Annotated in this window: 2 protein-coding genes; both read right to left on the bottom strand. The window is 73.2% G+C overall.

Features of this window, described 5'->3' with window-relative positions; translation table 11 throughout:
* On the bottom strand, nt 1-943 hold a 943-nt coding region (locus AB0O09_RS38700), incomplete at its 3' end, for an electron transfer flavoprotein subunit alpha/FixB family protein (protein ID WP_363550502.1).
* A 48-nt stretch (nt 944-991) separates the two neighbouring features.
* On the bottom strand, nt 992-1753 hold the full coding sequence (locus AB0O09_RS38695) for an electron transfer flavoprotein subunit beta/FixA family protein (RefSeq protein ID WP_363550504.1): 762 nt from the start codon (nt 1751-1753) through the stop codon (nt 992-994).
* Between the last annotated feature and the right edge of the window lie 13 nt (nt 1754-1766).

Genomic DNA, 1766 nt, shown 5'->3' with positions numbered 1-1766 from the left:
CCTCGGCGGTGAGCTGGGGCAGGACGGTGAACAGGTCGCCGACGACGCCGTAGTCGACGAGCTCGAAGATCGGGGCCTCGGGGTCCTTGTTGATGGCGACGATGGTCTTCGAGGTCTGCATGCCGGCGCGGTGCTGGATGGCGCCGGAGATGCCCGCGGCGACGTACAGCTGCGGGGAGACCTGCTTGCCGGTCTGGCCGACCTGGTTGGTGTGCGGGTACCAGCCGGCGTCGACGGCGGCGCGGGAGGCGCCGACGGCGGCACCGAGCGCGTCGGCGAGGTCCTCGACGACGGCGAAGCCCTCGGCGGCGCCGACGCCGCGGCCGCCGGAGACCACGATCGCGGCCTCGGTCAGCTCGGGGCGGCCGGAGGCGACGCGCGGGGTGCGGGCGGTGACGGTGGCCGCGTTGCCGGTGAGGGCGACGGTGACCTGCTCGACGGTGCCGGCGGCCGGGGCCGGCTCGGGGGCGGCGGCGTTCGGCTTGACGGTGATCACCGGGGTGCCGGTGGTCACCGTCGACTTGACCTGGAAGGACGCGGCGAACACCGACTGGGTGGCGACGGGACCGGCCTCGCCGGCCTCCAGGTCGACGGCGTCGGTGATGATGCCGGAGCCCAGCCGCAGCGCGACGCGGGCGGCGACCTCCTTGCCCTCGCCGGAGGAGGTGACCAGCACGGCGGCGGCGCCGCTGCTGCGGGCGATCTGGGTGAGGGCGTCGACCTTCGGGACCACCAGCTGGGTGGCGAACTCGTCGGCGTCGGCGGTGTAGACCTTGGCGGCGCCGTACTCGGCGGCCTTGGCGGCGATGTCGGCCGCGGCCGCACCGGCGCCCAGCACGACGGCGGAGGGCTCGCCGATCCGGCGGGCCAGGGTCAGCAGTTCGAGGGCCGGCTTGCGGACCACGCCGTCGGCGTGGTCCACGAGAACCAGGATCTCAGCCATGATTCGTTGCTCCTGATCGTTCGTTGGATGCGCGCGTGGGGCGTGGGCTCAGATGAACTTCTGCTCGGCGAGGTAGCCGGCGAGCTGCTTGCCGCCCTCGCCCTCGTCCTTGACGACGGTGCCGGCGGTGCGGGCCGGGCGGGCGGTGATGTCGGCGACCTTGGTCCAGGAGCCGGCCAGGCCGACCTCGTCGGCGTCGATGCCCAGGTCGTCCAGGTCGAGCTCGGCGACGGGCTTCTTCTTCGCGGCCATGATGCCCTTGAACGAGGGGTAGCGGGCCTCGCCGGACTGGTCGGTGACCGACACGACGGCCGGCAGCGCGGCCTCGACCTGCTCGGTCGCGGCGTCGCCGTCGCGGCGGCCCTTGACCACGCCGCCCTCGACCGACACCTCGGACAGCAGGGTGGCCTGCGGCACGCCCAGCCGCTCGGCGAGCAGCGCCGGCAGCACGCCCATCGTGCCGTCGGTGGAGGCCATGCCGCACACCACCAGGTCGAACCCGGTGTTCTCCAGCGCCTTCGCCAGGACCGCGGAGGTGCCGATCACGTCCGAGCCGTGGATGTCCTCGTCGTTGACGTGCACGGCCTTGTCCGCACCCATCGACAGGGCCTTGCGCAGCGCGTCCTTCGCGTCGTCCGGACCCACGGTCAGCACCGTCACCTCGGCGTCACCGGAGGCCTCCGCGATCCGCAGCGCCTGCTCCACGCCGTACTCGTCCAGCTCCGACAGGAGGCCGTCCACGCCCTCCCGGTCGGTGGTGGTGTCGTCCGCGAAGCGACGGTCACCGGTCGCGTCGGGCACGTACTTCACACAGACAACGATC

This window comes from Kitasatospora sp. NPDC093679, from assembly GCF_040683455.1.
In the GTDB taxonomy this organism is placed as follows: Bacteria; Actinomycetota; Actinomycetes; order Streptomycetales; family Streptomycetaceae; genus Kitasatospora; species Kitasatospora arboriphila.
This window is presented reverse-complemented; position numbering and strand designations above follow the sequence as displayed.